This window comes from Microbacterium sp. As-52, from assembly GCF_049949185.1.
GTDB classification, from domain to species: domain Bacteria; phylum Actinomycetota; class Actinomycetes; order Actinomycetales; family Microbacteriaceae; genus Microbacterium; species Microbacterium maritypicum_A.
On record NZ_CP188171.1, the window covers coordinates 1405756 to 1431058 of the forward strand.

General features: G+C 66.7%; 32 protein-coding genes. 17 read left to right on the forward strand and 15 right to left on the reverse strand.

Translation table 11 applies throughout. The features are described 5' to 3' along the window. Window positions 1-1317: an ABC transporter substrate-binding protein gene (locus ACLFA2_RS06700; protein ID WP_051671179.1), complete on the reverse strand. Its 1317-nt coding sequence runs from the start codon at window positions 1315-1317 to the stop codon at window positions 1-3. 163 nt (window positions 1318-1480) lie between these two features. Here ACLFA2_RS06700 and ACLFA2_RS06705 point away from each other — a divergent pair, with 163 nt between their 5' ends. From ACLFA2_RS06705 to ACLFA2_RS06730, 6 genes are all read left to right on the forward strand, one after another. Then, window positions 1481-1924, forward strand: coding sequence for a hypothetical protein (locus ACLFA2_RS06705; protein ID WP_029260126.1), 444 nt, complete (start codon window positions 1481-1483; stop codon window positions 1922-1924). Between the two features lie 180 nt (window positions 1925-2104). Further along, entirely contained in the window at window positions 2105-3175 is a 1071-nt protein-coding gene (locus ACLFA2_RS06710; RefSeq protein WP_426622267.1) for a M4 family metallopeptidase, read from the forward strand. Further along, complete coding sequence (locus ACLFA2_RS06715) at window positions 3150-3455, forward strand: protealysin inhibitor emfourin (protein ID WP_031206693.1); 306 nt, start codon at window positions 3150-3152, stop codon at window positions 3453-3455. The genes ACLFA2_RS06710 and ACLFA2_RS06715 overlap by 26 nt, the downstream gene beginning before the upstream one ends. Window positions 3456-3519: 64 nt before the next feature. Then, window positions 3520-3855, forward strand: a complete 336-nt coding sequence (locus ACLFA2_RS06720; RefSeq protein ID WP_021198396.1) for a hypothetical protein — start codon at window positions 3520-3522, stop codon at window positions 3853-3855. Window positions 3856-3950: 95 nt separating this feature from the next. After that, window positions 3951-4211, forward strand: a complete 261-nt coding sequence (locus tag ACLFA2_RS06725; protein ID WP_347124498.1) for a hypothetical protein — start codon at window positions 3951-3953, stop codon at window positions 4209-4211. Between the two features lie 57 nt (window positions 4212-4268). After that, on the forward strand, window positions 4269-5030 hold the full coding sequence (locus tag ACLFA2_RS06730) for a ribonuclease H family protein (protein WP_029265167.1): 762 nt from the start codon (window positions 4269-4271) through the stop codon (window positions 5028-5030). Between the two features lie 72 nt (window positions 5031-5102). Here the strand turns inward: ACLFA2_RS06730 and ACLFA2_RS06735 are convergent. Then, window positions 5103-6253, reverse strand: a protein-coding gene (locus ACLFA2_RS06735; protein WP_426621584.1) for an IS3 family transposase whose coding sequence is annotated in 2 segments (ribosomal slippage) — window positions 5103-5983 and window positions 5983-6253 — 1152 coding nt in all. Because the reading frame shifts where the segments join, the coding sequence is not laid out codon by codon here. On the opposite strand from ACLFA2_RS06735, the gene ACLFA2_RS06740 reads away from it, so the two are divergent. Both ACLFA2_RS06740 and ACLFA2_RS06745 read left to right on the forward strand, forming a co-directional pair. Next, window positions 6230-6700: a DoxX family protein gene (locus tag ACLFA2_RS06740; RefSeq protein ID WP_426622268.1), complete on the forward strand. Its 471-nt coding sequence runs from the start codon at window positions 6230-6232 to the stop codon at window positions 6698-6700. The genes ACLFA2_RS06735 and ACLFA2_RS06740 overlap by 24 nt on opposite strands. A 90-nt stretch (window positions 6701-6790) precedes the next feature. Beyond that, window positions 6791-7516, forward strand: a complete 726-nt coding sequence (locus ACLFA2_RS06745; protein WP_021198400.1) for a Pr6Pr family membrane protein — start codon at window positions 6791-6793, stop codon at window positions 7514-7516. On the opposite strand, the gene ACLFA2_RS06750 is transcribed toward ACLFA2_RS06745, so the two are convergent. From ACLFA2_RS06750 to ACLFA2_RS06780, 7 genes are all read right to left on the reverse strand, one after another. Further along, a complete protein-coding gene (locus ACLFA2_RS06750; protein WP_426622269.1) occupies window positions 7507-8859 on the reverse strand; it encodes an FAD-dependent oxidoreductase in 1353 nt (450 codons plus the stop codon). The two genes, ACLFA2_RS06745 and ACLFA2_RS06750, sit on opposite strands and share 10 nt — an antisense overlap. Window positions 8860-9021: 162 nt before the next feature. Next, window positions 9022-9999: an SRPBCC family protein gene (locus ACLFA2_RS06755; RefSeq protein ID WP_021198402.1), complete on the reverse strand. Its 978-nt coding sequence runs from the start codon at window positions 9997-9999 to the stop codon at window positions 9022-9024. A gap of 2 nt (window positions 10000-10001) precedes the next feature. After that, window positions 10002-10391, reverse strand: a complete 390-nt coding sequence (locus ACLFA2_RS06760; protein WP_021198403.1) for an ArsR/SmtB family transcription factor — start codon at window positions 10389-10391, stop codon at window positions 10002-10004. Between the two features lie 409 nt (window positions 10392-10800). Further along, window positions 10801-10944: a hypothetical protein gene (locus ACLFA2_RS06765; protein WP_241796841.1), complete on the reverse strand. Its 144-nt coding sequence runs from the start codon at window positions 10942-10944 to the stop codon at window positions 10801-10803. Window positions 10945-11130: 186 nt separating this feature from the next. Further along, the gene (locus ACLFA2_RS06770) at window positions 11131-11820 is read right to left on the reverse strand and encodes a nucleotidyltransferase domain-containing protein (protein ID WP_153244294.1); all 690 of its coding nucleotides are present in this window, start codon (window positions 11818-11820) and stop codon (window positions 11131-11133) included. Window positions 11821-11946: 126 nt separating this feature from the next. Beyond that, window positions 11947-12336 carry a hypothetical protein gene (locus ACLFA2_RS06775; protein ID WP_194239251.1) on the reverse strand — a complete coding sequence of 130 codons (390 nt, stop codon included), beginning with the start codon at window positions 12334-12336 and terminating at the stop codon, window positions 11947-11949. A gap of 199 nt (window positions 12337-12535) precedes the next feature. Next, window positions 12536-12829, reverse strand: a complete 294-nt coding sequence (locus tag ACLFA2_RS06780) for a metal-sensitive transcriptional regulator (RefSeq protein WP_153244293.1) — start codon at window positions 12827-12829, stop codon at window positions 12536-12538. A 292-nt stretch (window positions 12830-13121) separates the two neighbouring features. On the opposite strand from ACLFA2_RS06780, the gene ACLFA2_RS06785 reads away from it, so the two are divergent. The 5 genes from ACLFA2_RS06785 to ACLFA2_RS06805 all read left to right on the forward strand — a co-directional run bounded on the left by ACLFA2_RS06785 (window position 13122) and on the right by ACLFA2_RS06805 (window position 16775). Continuing rightward, entirely contained in the window at window positions 13122-13490 is a 369-nt protein-coding gene (locus tag ACLFA2_RS06785; RefSeq protein WP_241796840.1) for a thioredoxin family protein, read from the forward strand. Between the two features lie 152 nt (window positions 13491-13642). After that, a complete protein-coding gene (locus ACLFA2_RS06790) occupies window positions 13643-15052 on the forward strand; it encodes an MBL fold metallo-hydrolase (RefSeq protein WP_153244291.1) in 1410 nt (469 codons plus the stop codon). A 17-nt stretch (window positions 15053-15069) separates the two neighbouring features. After that, a complete protein-coding gene (locus tag ACLFA2_RS06795; protein ID WP_153244290.1) occupies window positions 15070-15840 on the forward strand; it encodes a sulfite exporter TauE/SafE family protein in 771 nt (256 codons plus the stop codon). 19 nt (window positions 15841-15859) lie between these two features. Continuing rightward, the gene (locus ACLFA2_RS06800; RefSeq protein WP_153244289.1) at window positions 15860-16378 is read left to right on the forward strand and encodes a DUF4395 domain-containing protein; all 519 of its coding nucleotides are present in this window, start codon (window positions 15860-15862) and stop codon (window positions 16376-16378) included. 31 nt (window positions 16379-16409) lie between these two features. After that, a complete protein-coding gene (locus ACLFA2_RS06805; protein WP_153244288.1) occupies window positions 16410-16775 on the forward strand; it encodes a rhodanese-like domain-containing protein in 366 nt (121 codons plus the stop codon). A 119-nt stretch (window positions 16776-16894) separates the two neighbouring features. Here ACLFA2_RS06805 and ACLFA2_RS06810 read toward each other — a convergent pair whose 3' ends face one another. Further along, on the reverse strand, window positions 16895-17800 hold the full coding sequence (locus ACLFA2_RS06810; RefSeq protein ID WP_153244287.1) for a LysR family transcriptional regulator: 906 nt from the start codon (window positions 17798-17800) through the stop codon (window positions 16895-16897). 87 nt (window positions 17801-17887) lie between these two features. Here ACLFA2_RS06810 and ACLFA2_RS06815 point away from each other — a divergent pair, with 87 nt between their 5' ends. Beyond that, window positions 17888-18949 carry a YeiH family protein gene (locus ACLFA2_RS06815; protein ID WP_196383414.1) on the forward strand — a complete coding sequence of 354 codons (1062 nt, stop codon included), beginning with the start codon at window positions 17888-17890 and terminating at the stop codon, window positions 18947-18949. Window positions 18950-19148: 199 nt separating this feature from the next. Here ACLFA2_RS06815 and lgt read toward each other — a convergent pair whose 3' ends face one another. Then, a complete protein-coding gene (lgt, locus tag ACLFA2_RS06820) occupies window positions 19149-20036 on the reverse strand; it encodes a prolipoprotein diacylglyceryl transferase (RefSeq protein WP_227991666.1) in 888 nt (295 codons plus the stop codon). 118 nt (window positions 20037-20154) lie between these two features. Beyond that, window positions 20155-21672, reverse strand: a complete 1518-nt coding sequence (locus ACLFA2_RS06825) for a SulP family inorganic anion transporter (protein WP_153244285.1) — start codon at window positions 21670-21672, stop codon at window positions 20155-20157. Between the two features lie 162 nt (window positions 21673-21834). Here ACLFA2_RS06825 and ACLFA2_RS06830 point away from each other — a divergent pair, with 162 nt between their 5' ends. Next, window positions 21835-22218: a MerR family transcriptional regulator gene (locus ACLFA2_RS06830; protein ID WP_194239250.1), complete on the forward strand. Its 384-nt coding sequence runs from the start codon at window positions 21835-21837 to the stop codon at window positions 22216-22218. Window positions 22219-22271: 53 nt separating this feature from the next. Then, entirely contained in the window at window positions 22272-22691 is a 420-nt protein-coding gene (locus ACLFA2_RS06835) for a YkvA family protein (protein WP_153244284.1), read from the forward strand. 93 nt (window positions 22692-22784) lie between these two features. On the opposite strand, the gene ACLFA2_RS06840 is transcribed toward ACLFA2_RS06835, so the two are convergent. Genes ACLFA2_RS06840 through ACLFA2_RS06850 form a run of 3 tightly spaced genes read right to left on the reverse strand, consistent with a single transcriptional unit; the run spans window position 22785 to window position 24399 of the window. Further along, window positions 22785-23372 (reverse strand): MFS transporter, encoded by a 588-nt coding sequence (locus ACLFA2_RS06840; protein WP_308220735.1) that lies wholly within the window; start codon window positions 23370-23372, stop codon window positions 22785-22787. Next, the gene (locus tag ACLFA2_RS06845; RefSeq protein WP_308220734.1) at window positions 23372-24028 is read right to left on the reverse strand and encodes an MFS transporter; all 657 of its coding nucleotides are present in this window, start codon (window positions 24026-24028) and stop codon (window positions 23372-23374) included. The genes ACLFA2_RS06840 and ACLFA2_RS06845 overlap by 1 nt, the downstream gene beginning before the upstream one ends. Next, the gene (locus ACLFA2_RS06850; protein WP_153244282.1) at window positions 24028-24399 is read right to left on the reverse strand and encodes an ArsR/SmtB family transcription factor; all 372 of its coding nucleotides are present in this window, start codon (window positions 24397-24399) and stop codon (window positions 24028-24030) included. Before ACLFA2_RS06850 ends, ACLFA2_RS06845 begins: the two co-directional genes overlap by 1 nt. 179 nt (window positions 24400-24578) lie before the next feature. Between ACLFA2_RS06850 and ACLFA2_RS06855 the strand changes: the two genes are divergently transcribed. After that, window positions 24579-25148 carry a histidine phosphatase family protein gene (locus ACLFA2_RS06855; protein WP_241796836.1) on the forward strand — a complete coding sequence of 190 codons (570 nt, stop codon included), beginning with the start codon at window positions 24579-24581 and terminating at the stop codon, window positions 25146-25148. Window positions 25149-25303: the final 155 nt, after the last annotated feature.

Consider the following 25303-nt stretch of genomic DNA (forward strand, 5'->3'; position numbering starts at 1 on the left):
CTACTTCTCCGACCGTTCCTTGACCACGTCGGCGATGGTGTCGAGCGTCTCCTGCGCGTCGGCCTTGCCCTGGTACAGCTTCAGGAACTCGTCGGCGATGGCGGTCGGCAGACCGGGAACGCGCGCCTCGGCGGGGTAGTCCTCGAACCCGATGTCGCGCATGTCGAGGAAGGTCTGGGCGTGTGCGGGATAGTCGTCCTCGAGCACGACCTCGTCAGCGCCCTTGATCGAGGGGACCGCGTTGCCGCCGCCCTGCAGACGGAAGGTCTGCCCCTCGGCGGAGAGGAACTCGGTCCAGAACGTGAACGCCGCGTCCTTCACCTTGGTCTTGCCGTTGATCGCGAGGAAGCTGGTCGCCACGCCGGTGGGAGCAGCTTCGCCGTCAGGGGTCGGCCACTGCACGATGTCGTAGCTGTCCTGCTCGCCCGTCGCATCGACCGTGCCGATCGTGTAGCGGCCCTGCACGAAGAAGCCGGCCTTGTGCGTGACGAACACGCTGTCGGCGCCCGCACCGTCAGGAAGGGTGTCGGCGACGACGAAGGTGCCGTCCTCGAACAGGTCGCCGAGCTGCTGCACCGACTCGACGGTCGCGGCGTCCTTGTTCGCGACGAAGGCACCGGAATCGTCATAGGGAGCATCGAGGCCCTGCGACGAGAGCCAGCTCCAGTGCGTCGCCCAGTAGTTCCAGTACATGGTGCCGGTGAGGCCCGCGTCGTGGAGCTTCTCGTTCATCTCCAGGAACTTGTCGGTGGTCCACTCGCCGTTCTCGGCGAGGGTCGCCGGGTCCTCCGTGATCCCTGCGGCCGCCAGCGCCTGCTTGTCGTACCAGAACACGTCGGGGTTCGAGTCGTTCGGGGCGGCGTACACCTCGCCGTCGTTCTCGGCGGCGCCGAAGAGCCCGGGGAAGAAGTCATCCTTCTTCGTCTTGCTGTCCTTCGAGTCCATCAGGTCGCTCAGCGGCATGAGCCGGTTCGAGTCGACGAACTGGCCGATCTTGTCATCGCCCACGTAGAACACGTCGGGCGCGGTGTTGCTGGTGAGCTGAGCGAGCAGCTTGGAGTGGTAGTCGCCGTAGTCCGCCACGGGCTGCAGCTTGACGGTGATGTCGGGGTGGCGCTCCATGAAGTCCTTGTTGAACTCCTCGTAGCGGGTGAGCTCGTCGGCCGTGCCCCAGGTCGACCAGACGACGGTGGCGTTGCCGTCGGCGTCAACGCCTCCACCGCCTCCTCCACCCCCACCGCTGCACGCGGCGAGTCCGAGTGCCAGAGCGCCGGCGGCACCCAGTGCCAGATACCGCGTCACGTTCGCACGTGCCATCTCGCTACCTCTTTCATCATTGGAAGATCAGGTCGGGATCGCCTCTTCGGGCGTATTGGTATTCTGTATACAGAACGCAATCCTGTCAAGGAATGGGGCGATGGACCTGCCCATCGAGACCATCCCGTGACGTGCGGCCCGGACCATGGCGCAGACTGTCTTCATGACCGATCCCGATCCGCACCTGCTCGGCCCCGGACTCCTCCCGACGCCGTTCACCGCCGCCGAGATTCGCGACGCCACCGGCACGGGGATGGTGATCCACCTGCTGCTCGAAGGTCCCGACGGACCGATGGGCGAGCACGTCAACCGCTTCCACGACACCGATGACGAGGGAGCGACGCTCGACCGCTGGGCAGCGGAGGACCCCAAGGCCGTCGTCTCGAATCGGGTGACCTGGGCGGAACTGCAGGGCCATGCCGCCTTCGACGCCGGCACGACGAGCGTGTCGACCGTGAGTCTGACGACCCCGCTCGGTGCGCTCACCTGCCGCCGGTACGACACCGATGACGGCATCTTCTGGTTCTCGATCGACCACCCGGGCATGCCGGTGCAGTACGAGTCCGACGGCCTGCGCACGACCGTGCTGAGCATCGAGAACGACTGAGGCCGCGCGCCGGGAGGCGGCACCGTGTGCGGCGGAGAACTCCGCGTCGGGCGGACAGCCACGCGGCACGGCTCCTCCCGACACAGAGAACTCCGCCCCACGCCGGGTCCACCCGACGCGGTTCTCACCGCAACGCGCCCGCGCCACACGAACGTCGGCGTCCCAGCGTAGGGTCGCAGCATGAGCAGCACAGCATCCGGAGAACGTCATGGAGTGGTCCCCTCTTACCTGCTCGCGCGTCTGGCCGAGTCAGGCCGATTCCCCAAAGCCGCCGCAGCTGCGAGACAGACGCTGACCGCCGGTCGACCGCCCTTCCGCGCGCGCATCGACCTGTCGATCGACGAGAACGGCGACCTCGTGGCGCAGCTGTCCGATGCCCCCAACCGCACGATCAGCGACGCCGGCAACACGCAGCAGCTGCCCGGCGCGGTCGTGCGAGGCGAAGACGATGCCCCGGTCGATGACACCGCGGTGAATGAGGCGTTCGACGGCCTCGGCGCCACGTTCGAGATGCTGTTGGCCGCGTTCGAGCGCAACTCTCTCGACGACGCGGGCGCCCCGCTGGATGCGACCGTGCACTACGGCGTCGACTACGACAACGCCTTCTGGGACGGCGAGCGCATGGTCTTCGGCGATGGAGACGGCGAGGTGTTCCAGCACTTCACCGGCTCGCTCACCGTCATCGGCCACGAGCTCGCCCACGGCGTGGTGCAGCACACCGCCAACCTCGAGTACCAGGGGCAGCCGGGTGCCCTGAACGAGTCGATCGCCGACGTGTTCGGCGCCCTGACCGAGCAGTACGCCCTGAGCCAGACGGCCGACCAGGCGACGTGGCTCATCGGTGCCGAGATCTTCACCGACGCCGTCGAGGGCGCGGCGCTGCGCTCGATGATCGCACCCGGCACCGCGTATGACGACGATGAGCTCGGCCGGGATCCGCAGCCCGACCACATGAGCGGCTTCGTCCGCACCACCGAAGACAACGGCGGGGTGCACATCAACTCGGGCATCCCCAACCGTGCATTCGCCCTCTTCGCGATCGACCTCGGCGGCAAAGCCTGGGAGCGGGCGGGAACAGTCTGGTACCGCGCTCTCACCGGCGGCCTGTCGAGCACCGCGACCTTCACGCAGTTCGCCGACGCGACAGTCGCCGCGGCCACGGCCATCGATGCCGCCACAGCCGCAGCAGCTCGACGGGCGTGGACGACCGTGGGAGTCTATGAGGATGAGCGAGTCCCCTCCACCGACTGACGCGCAGGTCGTGATCGCGGTGGTGCGCACCGGCGGCATCGCCGGCATCCGCCGTCAGTGGCATGTGGAAGCCGGCACTGACGACGCGGCGGAGTGGATCGATCTGATCGACCGCTGCCCGTGGGATCAGGAGCGGGACGGCGGACCCGGCGCCGATCGGTTCATGTGGAGCATCCAGGCGCGCACACCATCCGAGCGGCGCGAGCGCGAACTGCCCGACTCCGCGCTCGAAGGCCCTTGGCGGGCACTCGTCGAGGCCGTGCGCGCGGCCTCGGTCTGACGCCGTCAGTCGACGTACGCTCTCAGGTGAGCCGTCTGCCGACGGCGACACGAAGAGGGGGCTCGTGCTGACGATAGAAGAAGCTGAACGACTGCTCGGTGCGGCACGCGAAGCACACACCCGCGGCGATCCTCTCCTGCACCTGCACGTCGAGGTCAGCCGCCTCACCGGTGCCCCGTCGTCCTGGGGTTCGGCGGCGAACGACTACCTCCAGAACGAGAGCGTCGGCTACTTCCTCAGCGAGGTCGAGAGGGTCGGTTGGCGCCTCGAGCACACGGGATACGCCTTCGTCGGATCGGGCGCCACCACATCCGATCGGGTGATGAGCACCGGAACGGGCGTCGTGAATCACGGCGCCGTCTCGGGATACTTCACCTTCCGGCGCGCGGCCTCGGCCTGACAGCCACGACGTCGGCGACGACCACCGGAGCCGCATCCGATCAATCCCGTGTGAATCCGGCCTCCTCACGGCGGCTCGGGGTCACAATGGAACTCATGGGACTGTTCCAGCAGAAGCCTGAAGAACAAGAGAACCAGTGGGTGCTGCCCTCGGAGCCGCTCGAACGCTCCGAGTCCGAGGTGCTCGACACCGCGCCCGTCGTCGATCCACTGTCGATCGGGCTCGGCGCGGAGACCAGCGGCGACCTGAGCTCGGTCCTGTTCCCGGTCGCGCCCCCGGTCCCCGAGGCCGCCTCGACCGGTGACGCCGAGCCGCTGGACGACGAGCCGCTGGACGACGACCCCGAAGACGACTGACCGACTGCTCGCCCTTCGCGCGACAGGCGACGTCGCGCTCACCGTTACGGTTGAGGGATGACGATCACCGCCGCCGCAGACGGCTCCGCCCTGGGCAACCCCGGCCCCAACGGCTGGGCCTGGTACATCGACGACGACAACTGGGCGGCCGGCGGATCGCCGCACGGCACCAACAACCAGGGGGAACTGCGAGCGGTGCTCGAACTGCTGCTCGCGACGGCGGGCACCGACGAGAAACTGCTGATCGAATGCGACAGCCGCTACGTGATCGACTCCGTGACGAAGTGGATGCCGGGCTGGAAGCGCAAGGGCTGGCGCAAGTCCGACGGCGGCCCCGTGCTCAACCGCGACCTGCTGGAGGGCATCGACGAGGCCATCCGCGGCCGTGACGTCGAGTTCTCCTGGGTCAAGGGGCACGCGGGGCACCCGCTGAACGAGGCCGCCGACGAACGTGCGAACGCCGCGGCCAAGGCATACCAGGCGAAGCAGGAACCACGTCGAGGACCGGGCTTCACCCGCGGCACGGATGCCGGAGCCGCGGTCGCCGCGTCGGCGCCGGTCGCCGCCTCCGCCCCCTCGTCGGCCCCCGCTCGGGCGGCCTCGCCGACGATGGCCTCCGCCGCCTCCCCGACCGCTGCGTCCGCCGTCGCCGAGCCGTTGTGGGCCGAGGCATCCGATCTCCTCGACGGCCTGGATGCGCCCGACGACGACCCGATCGAACTGCGCATCCCGCTCTCGTCCGACGAGCACGCGCGGCTGCGCGACCGCGCCGAAGCTCAGGGCGTCTCGCTCGAAGAGGCGCTCCGCCGCCTGATCTGAGCCCAGCGACCGAGGCGTACACTCGCACCATGTCGACTCCCGCCCGCACCATCGGTCGCTGAGCCGCCCCCTTCATTCGGTCCGGACGTTCTGTGAGTCGTCGGTTTCCAATTGATGGGTGCACTGTCGAGCGTACTCGGCTGGGGGTAGGTAGCCGAGCGAGGAGTGCCGGCGGTGGTGGTTGTACTCGTCCTTCCAGTCGCCGATGATGACCTGCGCGTGCAGCAGCGAGTAGAAGCTGTTGATGTTGAGGCACTCGTCGCGGATCCGGCTGTTGAACGACTCGACGTACCCGTTGCGCCACGGCGAGCCCGGAGGGATGTAGGACAGGCCGGTGCGGGTGCCGGCCCAGTCGGCCATCGCCTCGCTGATGAACTCCGGCCCGTTGTCCGACCTGAGCACCGCCGGGGCGCCCCGGGCGGCGACGAGGTCCTCGAGGTGGGCGGTGAGTCGGTCGGCGGTAATCGAGCGCTCCACGAGGCCGCCGATGCACTCCCGGGTGTGTTCGTCGACGATCGAGCAGATCTTGATCGGTCGGCCGTGCTCGTCGGCGTCGAACTGAAAGTCCACCGCCCACACCACGTTCGGCGCGTCCGCCGTCGGCGCGTCGACGGTCGAGGACCCGACGCGCTTGCGTCGACGCCGCTGCGGGACCCGGAGCCCTTCGTCACGCCACAGGCGTTGGATCTTCTTGTGGTTCACCACCCACCCCTCGGCGCGGGCGTCGTGATACGCCCGCCGGTACCCGTAGCGGGGATGGTCCTTCGCCCAGGCGCGCAGCCACTCCCTGAACGCCCGATCCGGGTCCGCGACCGTGTCGCCCTTGAGCGGTCGCCGATACGCGGAGCGGCTCAGCCCGACCAGACGGCACGCCATCCGTTCGCTCACCCGCAGCTTGCGCTTGAGGTGATCGACGGCGGCGCGGCGCCTGTCCGGGCTTAGAAGTTTCCCTCAGCCAGCTCCTTGAGCGCGGCCTTCTCCAGCTCCGCTTCCGCGAGCAGACGCTTCAGGGTCGCATTCTGCTTCTCCAGCTCCTTCAGGCGCTTTGCGTCGTCGGCCTTGAGGCCGCCGTACTGGTTCCGCCACCGGTAGTACGTCTGCTCGGACACCACGAGCTCCCGGCACACCGCCGCGACGTCCTGACCGTCGGCGAGCATCCTGTCGGCCTGCCCGAGCTTACGGACGACCTGCTCCGGGGTGTGACGCTTCCTGCTGTTCGTCATGATCTGACCAGTCTCCCTGCCCGCGACCGCGGACAACAGGACGACTCTCATAACGACTGGACCTACGAAACGGGGTCAGCCCATCGCCTCTTCCTCGGCGCCTCCCTCGTCTTCGCGGGGGTCTCGCACCTCACGATCGCCCGCGAGGAGTTCCAGGCCCAGGTGCCGGAGTCGCTGCCGCTGGACCCCGACACCACGGTGCTCGCCTCGGGCGTGGCCGAGATCGCGCTCGGCTCCGCGCTGCTGCTGGCACGGCGCCGCCGACGTGCGGTCGGCACGTTCGCCGCCCTGTTCTTCGTGGCTGTGTTCCCCGGCAACGTGGCGCAGTGGATGCACCACCGTGACGGATTCGGGCTCGACACGGACATGAAGCGCTTCGTCCGGCTGTTCTTCCAGCCCGTGCTCGTCGCGCTGGCCCTGTGGTCGACCCGCGAACCCCGACGCTGACTCACGCCACGCCCTCTCCACCACCAGAACGCTGACCCTCCGCATGACGGGTCCTCCGAGCTGCGGTCCGTAGACTCGGCTGATGACGGAATGGGTGGTGACGCAGCGGTGAAGGCCCGCACCGTCTTCGGCCTGCTCCGCCTCGGCGCTGCCGCCGTCTGCCTGGTCGCACTCATCCATCGACTCGCCTGGGGACTGGCGTCGAACACCATCGCGAGCCAGAACTTCTTCGCATATCTGACCAACCAGTCGAACATCGCGTTCGTGGTGCTGCTGAGCATCGCGGGGGTCATCGCCCTGCGCACGGCTCGCGATCCGCGCTGGCTCACGGTCGCCCTGGCGCTCGTGCTGACCTGGACGATCACCGCCGGACTCGTGTTCGCCATCCTGGTCTGGCAGGCCGGCATCCGCGGCATCCGCATCGATGTCCCCTGGTCGGATCAGGTGCTGCACTTCTGGCTCCCCGCCGTGACGGTGGCAGCGTGGGCGCTGGCCCCCGGACACCGCTCCGTCCCCTGGCGGGTGATTCCGGTGACGCTCGCCTACCCGGTGATCTGGGGTGTCGCCACCATGATCCGCGGGCCGCTCATCGGCTGGTATCCGTACTACTTCCTCGACCCGCGACAGGTGAGCGGCCCGATGGAGTTCATCCTCTCGTCGGCGATCGCTCTCGGCACCTTCGCCGCGGTCGCCACCGTCCTCGTGCTCGTCAGCCGCATGCCGCTGCCGAGACGACTGCGCGTGGACGTCGACGCGAGCTCCGAGACCCCGACACCCGAGCAGGCGCCGATCGGTGAACGTATCGGTCAGACGTAGAGGGCCAGCGAGGCGAGGGCCGCTTCGATGGCCTCGTCCTCGTCGAGCTTCGCGAACTCGGCGGCCGCGGCACCTCCCACGATGCCCACGAGCACGTTCTCGCCGGTCGCGGGTCGCAGGTTGATCCAGGTCGGGATCACCGCATCGGCGCCGACCGCGTGCCAGATCGCCTCTTCGTTCTCCCAGAACGGCTCGTCCCACCGCAGCCACACGGTCTCGATCGCGCCCATGCCGAGCGCCGACACCGCACCGCGGTTGGAGAACGGCAGGGGTGGGTCGAACTCGATGCTGCGGTCCTGGAGCACACCCAGCGGCACGGTCACGAGCACGCGGTCGAACGACAGCGCCTCTCCGGTACCGAGGCGCACGCTCACTCCGGAGTCGTCGTACGCGAGGCGAGCGACCGGGGAGTTGAGCCCCACCTTGACGCCGTCCAGGGCCTGCTCGATGAACGGCGTGACGTCACCGGTCGCCGCCTTCGGGTCTCCTGTCGGCAGTGGCGGCGCGAACCAGCTGGACAGTTCGTCGGCTCCGGCACCGGTGCGGGCGGCGAGGATCGCGAGCAGCGCAGTCGTCGCGGGGTCGGCGGTATCGATTCCGGCGGCGGTCAGAGCATCAGCCACCGAGGAGTCTTCGGGCGCGGCCTGTGCCGTCGTGATCGCCGCGTCGAAGGGCTGAGGGTCGACCGGGTCGACAGCTCCGTCGGGTCCGCGCCAGATCTCGCCGGCCAGTTCGACGACGCCGACCTCTCCCTCGCTCATCCGGTCGAGCACGTCGGCGTCGTCTGGGCCGAAGAGCCAGGCGCCGAGCTGCACCGGCACGGGCCACGATTCGTCGACGCGGGAGTAGACCCGCCCACCGACGCGATCCCTGGCCTCGAAGACCGTCACCTCCAGCCCTCCCTCGGCGAGCAGAGCGGCAGCGGTGGCTCCGGCGAGCCCTGCGCCGACGACGGCGACACGCTCTCCCGAGGTCGCCGGGATCAGGAGTTCCTCGGCCGCGCGCGCACCGGAGCCGATCGCGCCGCGCACCGTTCCGGGAGCATCCTCATCCGTCGCCTCCCCCGCGAAGAACAGGCGCCCGTCGACGGGCTTCCCCAGCGCGAGACGCGTGCCGGCCAGCACGCCCACCGGCGTGAAGCTGGCGGCGCCGAGCGCGAACGGATCGGTGGTCCAGGTGCTGCGGATGCTGCCGGCTGCCGCCGGGACACCGGGCGGAGGCTCGGGCTCGCGCGTGCGAGTGGGCGTCGGCGTGGGTGCCGGTTCCGGAGTGCAGGAGGCGAGAAGCACCGAAGCGACACCGGCTCCGGCGCCGAGGAGCAGAGTGCGGCGCGTGATCCTCATCGTGTCGCCACCTTATCCCGAACACCTGCGTGGAGGTGTGGCGCCTCGATGCTCGGCCTCGCCGGGTCAGACCGAAACGCCGGGTCAGGCCGTCTCGGGGGGAGATCGGCCTGACCCGGCGTGAACGCCTGAAACGGCGACTGCTTGCGCGCAGATGCAGCGTCAGACGGAGAGCAGCTCCCGCTCCAGGCGGGCGAACGACGACTCCATGCCGTCGGCCATGCCGGTGGCGAGGATCATGTCGCGCGTCTCCTTGTCGGGATACTCGATGAGCAGCGTGACGAGAGTCGCGCCGTCCTCCTCATACAGGTTCAGATCGTTGAGCGTCTCGGTGGGCATGCCCTGCATCCGCTCGGTGCTGACCGCCCGGCGCGGGGCGTCGATCAGCAGCGCCTCACCTTCGAACCCGAACGGCTGCCCCTCGGTGTCGCCGACCGGCGCCCAGGAGTTCCGGTACGACTGGCCCACCTCGGTGGCGGCCACGCACTCCGTCATCTCCCAGCCGTCGGGTCCGAGCATCCACTTGCGGATGAGCTCGGGCTCGAAGTGCGCGCGCCAGACCAGCTCCCGCGGCCCCTCGACCAGGCGGGTGATGCGCACGTGGGTGTCGTCGAGCAGCTCCACCCGTGTGCCCTTGCCCTGCGCGTACTCGCGGAGATCCTGCAGCACGGTGTCGAGCTGCGCCATCGCCATCTTGATGCCCTCGACCTGGCCCATCTCGACGACCTGCTCGAGCGCGTCGACGGAGTCGAAGTGGCTCGTGGTCACCATACGGGTGCCCTCGGCGGTGGGCTCGAACGAGAACGACATCCGCTGTGCGGGGAATCCGTCGAGCGGCTTTCCCTCCTCATCGACGAACGAGTCGATGACCTCGAAGCCGTGCGGCGCGTCGATCGATACGAATTCCCACGCACCCGACGACTTCTCGCCGCGCGGACCGTTCATCGAGTAGACGGCACGCCCGCCGACGGTGTGGTCCCAGGCGGTGAAGGTGGCCGGCCATCCGGGAGGACCCCAGAAGCGCTCGAGCTGACGCGGGTCGGAGTACGCGCTCCAGACGCGGTCGATGGGGGCCGCGAAGTCGGCGACCACGGTCATGGTCAGGTTCTCGGCATCGGTGGTGACGTCGGTGACAGGCATGTTCAGTCTCCTTGTTCGTTCTTCGTGGTGTCGCTGGTGTCGGATGAGCTGGGCCGAGGCGTCTCGGCCAGCAGGTCGTCGAGTCGGGCGATGCGCGACCGCCACAGCTCTTCGTATCGGGCGAGGAGCGCCCTGGCGCGGGCGATCATCTCGGGGTTCGCGCGGACGAGCCGCTCGCGTCCCTCGGCGCGCTTGACGATGAGGTTCGCGGCCTCGAGCACGGCGACGTGCTTCTGCACCGCGGCGAACGACATCTCGTATTCGGAGGCGAGGGTCGAGACCGACTGCTCACGCTCGATCGTCCGGCGCAGGATGTCGCGCCGGGTCGACGTCGCCAGTGCGTGGAAGACACGGTCGACCTCCGCTTCGCTCAGTTCTCTTTGTGCAACCATTTGGTTGTACGTTATGCCCGCGGAGCGGGTGTGTCAAGAGGGAAAGTGTGACTTGCGGCTTTAGATCGGACTAGATGCTTTACATCGGACTACCCGAGGCTGAGCCGGACTGAGTCCGATCTAAAGCAGAGTGCTGGGGGCCGCCTCCCTTCGGAGTGGCAATGAAGCCAGCTGCGGTCGCGAGGAAAGTCAGATCGTCAGGCCGACTCATGCAGGACGACGGTCAAAACGCGCGCACATCCAGACCCCGAATACGGATGGTTGGCGGTCGGCAGAACCTGCGCCGAAACCCATACACCACCCGTTTCGGCGCCCTAACGTTTCGGCAGGGGGTTACGGCGGGGCGACGCTCGGCGTGTCGCACTTCCCCTGTGACTTGCGGCGATAAGTGTCGTGGTTCCCGCGTCGATTATCGTCCGATGAGGAGTGCTTCTTGGGCGGCGTCGACGGCCTCGGGGATGAGGTGCGTCTGCTTGTTGATGTCGAGTATGCGGTTGAAGAAGCAGATCGCCGAGTTGGAGAAGGTGAACGAGATCCTCCGGTCAACGAGCATGTTTTTCGCGACCGAGCTCGGCCGCCCCTCGTAGAGATGATCGCGTTCGTCGACAAGATGCGTGGTCGTTTCGGGGTCGAGCTCGTGTGCCGTGTGTTGCGGCAGGCCGAGGTGGGGTTCCTCACCGCCCGCGGATACCGGGCCACGAAAGCGCGTTCGGCGTCGGCGCGGCAGCAGCGCGATGAGCTATCGCTGGAAGCCCTCCTGAACGCGACCTCCAGCACGGTCGAGTTCGATCTCGATCTGAGTCGCAAAACGATCGTGCTGACTCTCCGTTAGGGGAATGGACAAAGCGGAAGCGCGATCTGGATCGAACTCTGTGAGCCGTCGCGGGAGGTACTTGCCCGCGCCGATCCAACGCGAGTTCGAGAGCAGTATGAGTTCAGCCGTTTTCTCGTAGAGGAGGGCCGCAAGTATGTGACGTTCAACCGGGTCGGTTGCGTCTCGATAGTCATCCAGCAAGTCCGTTATGACGTAGCGACGGAACGTTGCTTCCGTAGGGTCAAGGGTCGGCCCAGCCTCGTATTTGCAAGACCACTCGTGTTTGTACCTCTCGTGTTCGGTTGCGCCACGGACAGCGATCCCATCAATAAGCATCTGGACAATCACTGGTCGATGCTGTTCGAACCCGCGGTTCGCCCAGACCGTGAAGCCCGCTTCGGTATACGCGAAGACCTCAAAGATCTCGTCCTCGAAGCGGTACGCCGCCGCCAGACTCGTGCGGTCGTCGGCGAAGATCTCTTCACCGAGAAGGAGAAGGTCGATGTCGCTGGTCGAGGTCCTCGTTCCGCGAGCCGTGCTTCCCGCGAGCAGCGCGACACTCGCGTGCGGAAAGTGGTGCGAGACGAAGCGTTCGACGATAGCGAGATAACTCATGAGATAAGAGCATAGGAGCTGGGCTCAAAGCCGCGTCACACCGCTTAGGCTTCCGCCGGAAACGATCGTTTGTGACGTGCCAGCGCTTGCTCCGCGAAAAGCGGGGTCAGAAACGTCCGCCGATACTTAGTTTCGACGGACGTTTGCGGTGCGGTCGGTGACGATGGGTTGGCCCGTGGGTTCAGGGCGGGCTTTGCGCGCTTGGAGTGTTGCGGCCGTGAGAGATCCAATGGCGATGGCAGAGAGGGTTACGGCTGCTGCTAGCAGACTTGCGCCTCCGAGCCATCCGGCGATCGGGTAGGTGATCAGGAAGCAGGCATGGGAGAGCGCGAACTGTGCCGTGTAGACGAGGTTCCGGTTCTGCGGTGTCGAGGCTTCGGCCAGCAACCGGGACGACGGCGTGTTCACCAGGGAGGTGCCCATGCCGAGCAGTATCCAGGTGAGAAGAGACGCGGGCCAGCCGGCTGTGGTGGCGGTGAGTAGCCCGGTGAGTGCCACGGCGGCGAGCAGCCCCACGACGATGAGCGGGTGCGGCGTCGCATGGCGACCTCTGCTGCCCGGTAGGTGCGCAACGTCTCGAGGGTTTGTCGGGCGAGGGCCTTCTGCTCCGAGACGTCGTCCTGCCAGTAGTGGCGCGTCGCTGAGCTCGCCGTCTCCGGCCGCGCAGGGATGGATAGAGGCTGCGTCGCGTTCGGGTCGAACGGGTGCGCGTCACTCATGCGAGGGAGAGGAAGAGCTTCTCCAACTCGTCCGGGGTGCTGGTGCCATCGGCGTCGGGATCGGTCATGCAGTCGCGCAGCGCGGTGGAGATGACGAGGAACCCTGCCCGGTCGAGAGCCTTCGAGACGGCCGCGAGCTGCTGGACGACGTCGCGGCAGTGTGCGTCGCTTTCCACGGCCGTGATGACGGCGGCGAGCTGCCCTTGAGCGCGCTTGAGCCGGTTGACGACCTTCCGCTTGGCCTCAGCGTCGTGGGCGAACTCTGCGATGGGGGTTTCGATTGCGCTCATCTTCGTTCCTTCCGGGGAGTTGACAATCACGATACCCCCTGGGGTATGCTGAGTCCACTCCAACCCAATACCCCCAGGGGTATTACAGATTGAGGATTCACATGTGCAGAGCAACGAAGTGCCGAACCTGCGGGAAGACCACGTGGACTGGCTGCGGGCAGCACGTCGCGTCCGTGCGCAAGGGCGTGCCGGCGTCGGATTGGTGCAACGGCCAACACACCCGCGGTGAGGTCCAGGCCGCGCAGTCGCAGCGTGGCGGGTTCCTCTCCCGCCTGTTCGGGAAGTGACGCGCATGGCCACGATCGATCTGACCGGTGAGAGCTTCGGCGGCACGGTCGCGGGGGAGGGCATCGCCCTCGTCGACTTCTGGGCGGCGTGGTGCGGCCCGTGCCGCGCGTTCGCTCCCGTGTTCGAGGCCGCGTCCGAACGTCACCCCGACGTCGTCTTCGCGAAGGTCGACACCGAAGCGGAAGTCGGTCTCGCCACGGCGAACCGCATCACTTCCATCCCCACGCTCATGGTCATCCGTGACGGTGTCCTGGTCTACAAGCAGCCCGGCGCGCTCCCCGAACCCCAGCTCGAGCTTCTGATCAGCAAGGCCCGCGAACTCGACATGGACGACGTGCGCTGGCAGATCGCCGAATCGCCCACCGCGGCCTGAAAGGACCCCCTATGTGTGCACAGATCACCTGCTCAACCTGCGGCAAGCCCACCTGGGCCGGCTGCGGACAGCACATCGAACAAGCCCTCGCGGGCATTCCCCGTGACGAGCGCTGCAGCTGCGCTCACTGACAGCGACACGAAAGCCGAACCATGCTCCTCGAACGCCTCTATGACGACGACCTCGCCCACGCCAGCTATGTCATCGGCTGCCAGCGCACCGGCGAAGCGATCGTGGTCGACCCGCGCCGCGACGTGCAGGTCTACCTCGACCTCGCCGCGAAGAACGGCATGACCATCACCGCCGTCACCGAAACCCACATCCACGCGGACTACCTCTCCGGCACCCGCGAGCTCGCCGCCCGCACCGGAGCGACGATGTACGTCTCCACTGAGGGCGGTCCCGACTGGCAGTACGGTTCGGGGTTCCAGGACGCCACCCGGATGATGCACGGACACCGCATAACCATCGGGAACATCACCGTTGACGCGGTCCACACCCCCGGGCACACCCCCGAGCACCTGTCGTTCCTGGTCACCGACGGCGCCGCCTCCTCCGAGCCGGGATACGTCCTGACCGGTGACTTCGTGTTCGTCGGTGACGTCGGGCGACCAGACTTGCTCGATGAGGCCGCCGGCGGTGTCGACACCCGCTTCGACGGTGCTCGCGACCTGTTCGCCAGCCTCCGCGACCGTTTCCTCACCCTGCCCGACTACGTGCAGGTGCTCCCCGCTCACGGGTCGGGATCCGCATGCGGCAAAGCGCTCGGCGCCGTCCCCAGCTCGACCGTCGGCTACGAACGGCGCTTCGCGTGGTGGGCACCGTACCTCGCGGCCGGCGACGAGCAAGGGTTCATCGACACGCTGCTGAACGATCAGCCCGACGCGCACGCGTACTTCGCGCGCATGAAGCGGCAGAACCGCGTCGGGCCGGCCCTGCGCGGCCAGCTCAGCCCGCTGACCGAGTACTCGGCGTCCGAGCTTCACGAGGACATCGAGGGCGACCGAGTCATCGTGGTCGACACCCGCCACCACTCCCTCGTCCACGAGGGCACCGTGCCGGGCGCGCTGAACGTCCCCGGGGTCGCGAAGGCAGCCAGCTACGGCGCATGGGTCTACGACCCCGACACCGAAACCCGTCCGCTCGTGCTGCTCATCGACTCCTCGAACACCGCAGCCCAGTTCCGGGACCACCTGCTGCGCGTCGGTATCGACCAGGTCGACGGGTTTACCACCACCCTCGACGGTCTTCCCACGGTGCAGCCTAAGACGATCGCCCCGACCGACCTCGACCAGGTCGACGCGGCGCTCCTCCTCGACGTCCGCAACCGCACCGAGTACACCGCGGGCCACATCCCCGGCGCCAAGCAGCTCTCCGGCGGCCGTGCCCTCTGGCACACCGACGAACTGCCCGCCGGCAAAATACTGACCTACTGCCAGAGCGGGGTCCGCAACAGCGTCGTCGCCAGCGCCCTCCGCCGCGCCGGGCACGACGTCATCGAAATCGAAGGCAGCTACAACGCCTGGGTCGCCGCCACCGCACCCCAGACCACCGCCGCCTGACCCGACAAGGAGCTCGAGTGAGTACGTCCATCGTCATCGCCATGACCCTCGCGGTCCTGGTCGGTGTCGCACTCGGGCTCCTCGGCGGCGGGGGCTCCATCCTCACCGTCCCCATCTTCACTCTCGTCCTCGGCACCGGAACGAGAGAAGCGATCGTCTCCTCCCTCTTCGTCGTCGCCACCACCAGCGCGGTCTCCACCGCGTTCCGGATCGGTCGACGCGAGGTGCGGTGGAAGGTCGCAGCGATCTTCGCCGCGACCGGGCTGGTCGGGGGCGTAGCTGGCGGGGTGGTCGGCCAATTCCTTCCGGAACCTGTCCTCACCATCTTGTTCGCGACGATCATGATCCTCACCGCGATCGCGATGATGCGGCCCCGACATGAGCACGCTGAACCTCGTCAGACGCCGCCCGTTGTCCGCGGGATTCGAACGGCAGCCACGGGCCTCGGGGTCGGAGTTCTCACGGGAGCTCTGGGAGCTGGCGGCGGGTTCCTCATCGTCCCCGCCCTTACCTTTCTCGGCCTCCCCATCGCCGCAGCCGTGGGGACGTCGCTCCTGGTCATCGCCGTGAACTCGTCCGCTGGGTTCCTCACGCAGATCAGCACCGCGGCTATCCACTGGCCCACCGTCCTCACCTTCACCGCCCTCGCCGTCGCCGGTTCCTTCATCGGGCTGGCCCTTTCGCACCGCCTCCCCGCAGCCAGCATCCGCACCGGGTTCGGGGTCCTGGTGCTGGCCGTGGGGCTGACCATGCTCACCACCCTCATCATCCAGGCCCTCTCCGCCTGACCACCGCAGAAAGCCCTTCATGCCCAACGCGACCGACACCGCGCCCCGCACCGGGGAACACGTCGACGGATACGAGGTGCCCGTCCTCGACGAGCACGCCATCCGCATCGCCGCCGGCATCCTCCTCGCCGCCGGCATCACCGCCCTCGCCCTCACCCTCGTCTCGGGCAGCATCCGGCCGCTGCAAACATTCGGCCTGTTCTTCCTCGTCGACATGACAACCCGCATCCTGATCAGCGACCGGCTGTCTCTCACCCTCGCCCTCGCCCGGGCGCTGAGGCGTCGCTGTCGCCCGCTCTGGGTCGGCGCGCCGCAAAAGGTCTTCGCATGGTGGCTGGCGCTTGGCATTGCCGCCGTGTCATGCGTAACGATGAGCGCCGGAATCGTCCCCCTCACCGTGACACTCGGTCTCTGCGGGATCTGCTTCACTCTCCTCTTTCTGGAAGCCGTCTTCGGGTGGTGCGCGGGATGCGCCCTGCACCAACGCCTCACCCGGCAACCCACCCGCCACTGCACCAACGGCGCCTGCGACAGATAAACCCCCACCCAAAGCTCGAAAGGACGCTCTCATGCGCCGCCTCGCCCTCACCACCCTCACCGTCATCGCCGCAATCACCCTCACCTCCTGCGCCGCCACACCCGCACCGCAGGCCGACCTCGACCCCAACGCGGTCATCATCGACGTGCGCACCCCCGCCGAGCACGCCACCGGACACCTTGACGGTGCCCTCCTGCTCGACGTCACCGCAGGCGAACTGCAACCCGCACTGCCCGACCTCGACCCCGAAGCCGCCTACCTCGTCTACTGCCGGTCAGGCAACCGGGCAGGAGCCGCCATCGACCTCATGAAGGAGGCCGGCTTCACCGACCTCCGCAACCTCGGATCGCTCGAGGACGCAGCCAGTGCAACGGGACTCCCCATCGTCCAGCCCTAAGACGTGCGCGCTCGTCCCCCCACGAGCGCGCACCCCTGCGCGCCTCGCGCGCACACCGCATCGCTCGAGCTGGTCTCGCGATGCACAACCTACGCTCCCACAGGTGCCGAAAACGATCGTTACCGGTCAGTTCGCGCGATGACGTCCAGGAAGTCCCGTATGTGAGGGGGCGGAGTCGTCCCGGCCCAGATGGCGGTGAGCGGGCGGGTGATCTGGAGATTGTTGATCCGAACTCGCACGAGTCGGCCGGCGCGGGCGTCCTCGGACACGGCGAGGGAGCTCAACGCGCCGGGGGCTATGCCGGCCATAATCGCGCTGCGAACGCCGAGCGTGGTCGTCAGCACGGCTGCGGGCTCGGCTGCGAGGGGAAAGCCCGCCTCGGTGAGGGCGTTCTCGAGCGCTTGTCGGGTGCCGCTGCCGGTCTCGCGGAGCACCAACCCAGTGCCCGCCAGTTCACGGACGGACACCTGGCGGGTCTTCGCCCATCGGTGACCGTGCTGCACAACGACTTCGATGGTGTCGTAAGCGACGGTGACTGACCGGAGGCCGGCGGGAACGACAGGGGTCTCGATGAGCCCGAGGTCTGCGGTTCCCTCGCGTATGGCCTCGACGACCGTGCTGCTGTTGGCGGCTGTGAGTTGAACGACCGGGCCGTCATTGCCGTGAGAGATGCGCCACCGGGCGATCCATTCCGGTAGGAGGTGTTCTGCGATCGTGAGGCTCGCGGCGATGCGCATCATCTTCCCGCGATCCGTGCGGAGCGAGTTGACAGCATCCGAGAACTCATCGGCCGCCGTCAGCAGCGTTGTTCCCCAGCCGACAATCAGCTCGCCCGCCGGAGTCAATCGCGAACCCCGTGCAGAACGCACCAGGAGTCGCACGCGCAAATCTTTTTCCAGTTTCCGGATGCGCAGAGACACCGCCTGCTGACTCACGCCCAACTGCGTGCTTGCCGCCGACATGCTGCTTTCCTTCGCGACGAGCGCCAAGGCTCGCAGTGCCTCCAAGTCCGGCTCGTGGCGCATCTTCCGCCTCCCAAGCACAAGCATAACTTGTATGGCGGACGGTATCTGCCTCTACTCGCACGAGCGGTCCGAGGAAATGATGGATGCATGACCCATGCCCAGGACGTTGCGACTGCCCGACCGGAACACACGCTGCTTGCCCGAGTCCGCGCGCTGCTGCCCGGGCTTGTCCTCTGCCTCGCCGCGGCCGGAGCATCGTACGGGGTCAGCCTGCTGCTGCCGGGAGTCAGCCCGCTCATTATCGCGATCGTGCTTGGCGTACTCCTGGCCAACGTCGTCCGGCTGCCAGCGGCAGCCTCCGACGGCATAGACTTCTCCGCGAAAAAGCTCCTGCGCGCCGGCATCGTCTTCCTCGGACTCCAACTGGTACTGACAGACATCCTCGAACTCGGAGCCCCGATGCTGGTCGTCATCGTGTGCATTGTCGCCGGCGGACTGTTCGGCACCGTTCTCCTGGGGAAGCTGCTACGGGTTCCATCCGGGCTCTCGCTGCTAATCGCCTGCGGATTCTCCATCTGCGGCGCGGCAGCCGTGGCGGGCGCGGCAGGGGTCACCGATCCGGACGACGAGGCCGAGGAAGACACCATCACCGCGGTCGCCCTCGTGGTGATCTTCGGAACGCTGATGATTCCCCTCGTCCCACTGATCACGGACCTGCTTGGCCTGGGCTCCGAGACGGCCGGGATGTGGGCAGGGGGTTCCATCCATGAAATCGCGCAAGTCGTCGCCGCTGGAGGCATCATCGGTGGCGGAGCGCTCACGGTCGCGGTCATCGTCAAACTCGCCCGAGTGCTGCTGCTCGCCCCTGTCGTGGCCATCCTTAGCATCCGGCAGCGCCGTCTCAGCCGTACGGCAGGCGAACCCAGTCAACAGAGGTCGAGTTCGAAGCTGCCGCCCATCGTCCCGCTGTTCATCATCGGGTTCATCGCCATGGTGCTCCTGCGTTCCTTTATCCCTCTGCCGGACTTCGTGCTGACGACCGGCGGGCTGCTGCAGACAGGGTTGCTGGCTGCAGCGATGTTCGGACTCGGCTGCGGCGTCAAGATTCGGAACCTCATCAAGGTGGGCCTCAAGCCCTTCGCCCTGGCCGCGCTCTCCACCCTCCTCGTCGCCACCATCGCCTATTGCGGAGTCACCCTCGCCGGCTGAACATGGCTGGCACCAGGGCGTCACTACGCGCCGCAAACGATCGTTTTTGGCGTTACTGGCCCGGTGGCTCCTTATGAGGCGCCGCAAACGATCTCCGGAATCCCCTTTCGGCAGGGAACTTCGGCGCACCACGTCAAAAGGCCTTGTATCGGTGATCGCTCAGACAGAACTAGCTGACAGCTGGAGGTGTGGGTGGCGTTCAGTTTGCGTCTGCGCTGCTGGGCTGATGTTCCACCGCTGGCGCGCGTCCTTCTTGGTACACGGAGGGTTCCGGTTCGGGGTGTCGTCGCCCCTGGACGATGAATAGGACGATGCCGAGGGCGACGACGACGAAGGATGCCCAGACGTTCGCGGGGATACCGATGAGGGCGTCGCTGGTGGGGTCGATTCTGATGGCCTCGAGCCAGCTGCGTCCGAGGCCGTACCAGATGAGGTAGAGGGCGAAGGTGCGTCCCCACCGGAATCGGTATTTGCGCTCGAGGAGGAGGATGATCGCGACGCCGATCAAGTTCCAGATGATCTCGTACAGGAACAGCGGGTGGAACAGTGTTCCGTCCGGGAGGCCGTCCGGGAACATGGTGTCTGTCGGCAGGATCTCGAGCCCCCAGGGAAGGGTGGTGGGGAGCCCGAAGAGTTCGTGGTTGAAGTAGTTGCCGATCCGACCCATGGACTGCGCGATGAGCATCGCGGGCGCGAGAGCGTCGGCGAAGGACCAAAGCCGGATGCCGGTTCGTCGGCAGCCGATGTACGCGCCGACAGCGCCGCCCAGGAGGGACCCGTAGAGGGCGTTGCCGCCGTCCCAGATGGCGAAGATGTTTCCGAGGTTCGCGCCGGGATAGAAGTAGTCTCCGACGTGGGTGAACACGTGGTAGAACCGGGCTCCGATGATGCCGATCGGGACCGCCCAGATGACGATGTCGATAACCACGCCGTCCTCCGCGCCGCGTGCTGACAGGCGTCGTTGGGTGATGATGACGGCGGCGATGATCCCGGCGATGATGCACAGCGCGTAAGTGTGGATCGTCAGGGGCCCGAGAGTGAACTGTGCCCAGGATGAAGGCGGGCTGGGAAGACTGGTTGGAAGCACTGCGTACCGCTCCTCATCTGGCATCGGTTCGAATGCCCTCATACATCATCGTCTAGGTCCAGGCTCGCCGGGACCGCACCTACCGGAAGGGTTCTCCTCTTACGTGGTCGTGGCTGACTCAGTGACCGGCGCCGAGGTTGCCGGCGAGGCGGCCGTGGAAGGCTGCTGCGGTGTCGTTGAGTCCTTCGATGGTGACGTTCGTTCCGTGGTTTTCGTACTTGGTGACGATCGCGTCGAGGGCTGCAACGGTGGATGCATCCCAGACGTGGGACCGGCTCATGTCGATGACCACCGTGTCGGGGTCGTCGGCGTACTCGAACTGGGTGGTGAGGTCGTTGCTGGACGCGAAGAACAGCTCTCCATCGACGGCGTAATGCGCTGTGGCGCCGTTGTCGCTGAGGGTGCGGGTGACACTGACGAAGTGGGCGACCCGTCGAGCGAACATGATCATCGCGGCGATGACCCCGAGGATGACGCCGACGGCGAGGTTGTGCGTCCAGACGGTCGCGATGACGGTGATGAGCATGACGGCGGTCTCGCTCTTCGGCATGCGCTTGAGAGTGCTCAGGCGGATGCTGTGCCAGTCAAAGGTCGCGATCGAGACGAGGATCATCACGGCGACGAGGGCTGCCATGGGGATGATCGACACCACGTCACCGAGCGCGAGCACGAGGACCAGCAGGAAGACACCGGCAAGGAAGGTCGAGATCCTGGTGCGGGCGCCAGAGGCTTTGACGTTGATCATCGTCTGGCCGATCATCGCGCAGCCTCCCATGCCACCGAACGCGCCGGACAGGACGTTCGCGGCGCCCTGGCCGAGTGCCTCGCGGGTCTTGCGGGAGTGGGTATCGGTGATGTCGTCGACGAGCTTCGCGGTCATCAGCGACTCGAGCAGGCCGACCACGGCCATCGCCAGCGCGTAGGGGGCGATGATCTGCAGCGTCTCGAAGGTGAGCGGCACATTCGGAATGAACAGCTCCGGCAGGCTCTCGGGGAGTTCTCCCTGGTCGCCCACGTTCGGCACGTTCCAGGCGAAAACGACGACTGCCGCGGTGAGCAGCACGATCGCGACGAGTGGCGCCGGGATGACCTTCGTGATCCGCGGCATCAGATACATCACCAGCAGGCCGACCGCGACGAGCGGGTAGACCAACCAGGGAACGCCGATGAGCTGCGGGAACTGCGAAGTGAAGATCAAGATCGCCAGGGCGTTCACGAAGCCAACCATCACCGAGCGCGGAATGAACCGCATGAGCTTGGCGACACCGAGCAATGCGAGGACGATCTGGATGAGTCCGCCGAGCAGGACCGTGGCGATGAAGTAGTCCATGCCGTACTCACGAGCGACGGGTGCGATGACGAGCGCGATCGCTCCGGTGGCCGCGGTGATCATGGCAGGCCGTCCTCCGAGGAACGCGATCGCGACGGCCATGATGAAGGACGAGAACAGCCCGACCCGGGGGTCGACGCCGGCGATGATCGAGAACGCGATCGCCTCCGGGATCAGGGCAAGTGCGACGACGAGGCCAGCGAGGACTTCGCGGGTGAGCAGTCGCGGGCTGCGCAGAGCCTGCATGACGGTGGGTTCGATGCGGTAACGCGACGCGGAGTCGCGGGTGGGGGTGACGGCAGTCATGTGCCCTCCGGGTGTTGGGCTCTCTCGTGAGAGCGCGGGAAACGAACGGGAGCGCAGCGGCGCGCAGGCGTCGGTCAGGCCGACACGGGAAGATATAGGGAGCGGGCGCGAGAGCCGCGCCGATCTAGACTCTAACGTAACGTGAGTGTTGTGGGGAAAGCAATGGAAGACGAACACGTGACCGTCGAGACGATGCGGATCGGCGAGGTCGCCGAGCGCACGGCGCTCTCATTCCGCTCGCTTCGACACTGGGACGACGTGGGGCTCGTGCAGCCGTCCGCGCGCACGGAGGGCGGGTTCCGGCTCTACACCGAGAAAGACGTCGAACGCATCCTCATCATCCGCAGAATGAAGCCGCTGGGATACACCCTCGATGAGATGCGCGAACTTCTCGACGTCGTCGACGCCCTCACCGTCGAACCCACGGACGCTGCGTTGCGCGCTCGCCTTGACGACATCCGCGAGAGCGCCGATCTGCGCCGGCAGAAGCTCACTGAACAGCTCGCCATGGCCGATGAGTTCGTTCAGCTGCTCGGCCAGCTGTAGCAACGACTAGCACCCTGCACTCAGGCTGATGTCGATCGAACGGAACGGGGCTCATGCCTGACTGGCTCGTAGGCGTGGCCGGCGTCATCGGCGGCCTGGTGCTTCTGTGGGTGGCCCTCGTGGTGTTCCTGTTGGTCCAGCAGCGCCGTGCCGGCAACGATGTCGACTGGCGCGACATCGCTCGACTCGCCCCCGATATCGTGCGGCTCATCAAGCGCCTCGCCACCGATACCCGCGTGCCGCGCGGCACCCGCGCGTGGCTGGTCGCATTGATGATCTATCTCGTGCTTCCGATCGACCTCATCCCGGACTTCATCCCCGTGATCGGGTACGCCGACGACGCGATCATCGTCGCCGTGGCACTCCGGTACGCCGTGCGGCACGCAGGACTCGTCGCGATCGAGAGGAACTGGCCGGGTACGCCGGCAGGGCTGCGCAGCGTCCTTGTGCTTGTCGGTCTCGCAGACGCGTGAGCGAGGGGGCCGCAGCAGCCCGTTCGGCCGCAGAGCTGGTGACTCGAATCGGGAGGCTACGGACATTCGACAGCGGATCTTCCCCGGCCGCGTCTAGAGGCTTTTCGTGGCATGAGGGCGAACCGCCCCAGTGGTGTCGACAGCTCGAGCTTGAAGGATGACGCTGATCAGGGCGACGACGGCCACCAGAGTCAGGGCGACTGCTGCGCCGGTGAGGTTCACCGCTCCCAGCCACCCCGCGATCGGGTAGGTGAGCAGGAAGCAGGCGTGGGAGAGCGCGAACTGTGCCGTATAGACGAGGTTTCGGTTTGCGGGCGTCGATGCGTCGGCGAGCAGCCGCGACGACGGCGTATTCACGAGCGACGTCCCCATGCCCAACAGCACCCAGACGCCGAGCAGCGGGATCCACCCGGCTCCGGTGTTCGTCGCGATCATCGTCACCGTGACGGCTGCGACGAGGCCGATCATGATCACCGTGGCTCCGACGACCATGGTGCGGATCACGCCGATCTTGTCGACTACCCAGGGGATGTTCACCGCGACGATGAGCGAGCCGACGCCGTAACAAGCCAGCGCGAGTGCGAGCGCGGCATCACCCAGATGGAAGACGCCGCGGGCATAGACAACGGAGTTCACGAGGACGATCGCCGTGCCGGCCGCGACCAAGATGTTCGTGAGCATCAGGAAGCGCAGGGTCGGCGAGCGAACGAAGACTTTCGCACCCAGGGGTGGCGCTGCCAGAACGTCATCGTCGGCCCCTCCGCAGTCGGGGCGGGTAGCCGCGACAGCAGCACGAGAATTGCTGAGCACGCGAACCCCACGGAGGTCCCTACGAACAAGTTGTTGTAACTGATCACTACGAGCAGCGCCGCAGCGATCGTGGGACTCAGGAGCGCCTCCAGGTCGTACGCCAGACGAGACAGGGACAGCGCGCGGGTGTAGTCCGCCGCCTCGGGCAACACCGCAGGGATCAGCGATTGAAACGCGGGGGTGAACGTCGCCGACGCGGATTGCAGAACGAACACCAGCACGTAGATCTGCCAGGCCTCGGTCACGAACGGAAGCAGCAGCGCGATCGCCAGACGCACGACGTCCGCGGTGATCAGCACTGCTTTCTTCGGCAGCCGATCGACGACCGCCGCGATCAAGGGAGCGACACCGACGTAGGCGACCATCTTGATCGTCAAGGCTGTACCGAGCACCGAGCCAGCGGCGTCGCCGGCGATATCGAACGCGAGCAACCCCAACGCGACGGTGAGAAGACCCGTGCCCAATAGCGCGATCACCTGCGCGGAGAACAACTTCGCGTAGGTGGGGTTGCGGAGAACCCGCAGCATCAGCGGGTGTCCTCCGGCGCGGGGTGCTCGCCGCGATGATGGGCCGGATCATTGCTCAACGAGTGCTGTGCCTGGAAGATCGCGTCAGCCACCAACTGCCTGGCATGTTCGTTCGCGAGCCGGTAGAACACCTTCGTGCCCTCCTGACGGGCCAACACAATCCGAGCCAGGCGCAGCTTCGCAAGATGCTGAGAGACAGCAGCGGGTGACTTGTCAACAATGTCCGCGAGATGGTTGACCGAGAGCTCCGCATCGCGCAACGCGAGGATGATCCGCACGCGACTGGCATCAGCAAGCATCGAGAACACCTCGACCGCGAGCTCGACGTACTCACTCTCCGACGACAGCGAACACTTCGTATCTGCATTCATACGCAGATTATTGCATACAGGCGACGGGGCGGGCGATGCGCAGGCGTGCCGAGAGCGCAGTCCTCAACGGTTCGCTTTTCCGGGTGAAGCGAGCTGCGAGGCAATTCTTGCGTGAGCAGCGCTGGGCGGCGCATGCAGCGAGGCTTGGGGCGCTACTCGGAAAGGAGTATGAGTTGTTCATGACTTCTCCCGCTCGGTTGTTGCTAGCTCGTCATGGTCGTACTGCGTTGAACGCCGAGGGACGGTTGCGGGGACTTGCCGATCCCCCGCTGGATGAGGTGGGTGTCCGTGAGGCGGAAGGCCTGGCGGATGCGCTCGCGCCAGCCCGCTTCTTCGTGGTGTTGTCGAGCCCATTGGTGCGCGCGGTAACCACGGCGCAGCACATTGCGCTGGCTGCTGGCGTCCCACATCGGATCGACGAGCGGCTCAACGATCGTGACTACGGCCCGTGGACCGGGCACCTGAAGGTGGACGTTGTCGAGGAGTGGGGGAGCGTCGACGCAGCGCCGGGAGTGGAGTCATCCGAAGCCGTCTTATCGCGGGTCCTGCCGGTGCTGCAGGAGTTGTGGACGTCTTCGAGCAGTGCCGTCATCGTCACTCACGACGCGATCATTCGACCCGTGATCGATCATCTTGATCGGGGGCGGCAATTGTCGGTGCCGACCGCGTCATGGTGCGTCATGGTGGCGGGGACATCGGGCTGGGAAGTCGTCGACGTGGATCAGGTCGCACCTAGACGGGAGCGCTAGTTCATTCGCGCCATCGTGTGGTCGGATGCTGATGACAATCGTGCGTAGCGGTGCTATCGTGGCGAGAACGCGAGAGCGTTTCGGCGGTGGGGCTCGCCGACCCAAACCTCGGATATCCCGACAACAGTCCCTATCTCAGCACTTTTACGTGCGCG